This is a genomic window from Amycolatopsis sp. NPDC045836, from assembly GCF_056431745.1.
On sequence record NZ_JBWKKF010000049.1, the window covers coordinates 11,659 to 12,051 of the forward strand.

General features: G+C 67.2%; 1 pseudogene. It reads right to left on the reverse strand.

Annotated features, from left to right (window positions below):
* Nucleotides 1-100: 100 nt before the first annotated feature.
* A pseudogene (locus AC07EG_RS39995) lies at nt 101-393 on the reverse strand (cation acetate symporter); the annotation flags it as partial.

A 393-nucleotide genomic window follows, 5' to 3' on the forward strand; every position in this document is an offset into this window, starting at 1 on the left:
CAAGTGGCCCACACCAGAAACCCACCACCCACCACCCTCCCTTCGGGGGGGCACCCCCCCCCCCCCCCCCCCCCCCCCGCACCCGTGCCCCGGGCTGGGGTCAGTGGGAGACGGCTTTTTCCGCTCCCGCTCCGGTGAGGGAGCGGACTTCCATTTCGGCGTATTTGTCTTCGTTGTGTTCTTTGGACAGCACGGTGCCCAGCCAGCCGAGGAAGAACGAGAGGGGGATGGAGACCAGGCCGGGGTTCTGCAGGGGGAACCAGTGGAAGTCCACGCCCTTGATCATCGAGTTCGGCAGTCCGGACACCGCCGGGGAGAAGACGATCAGGATGACGGTGACGGCGAGGCCGCCGTAGATCGACCACAGGGCGCCGGAGGTGTTGAACCGCTTCC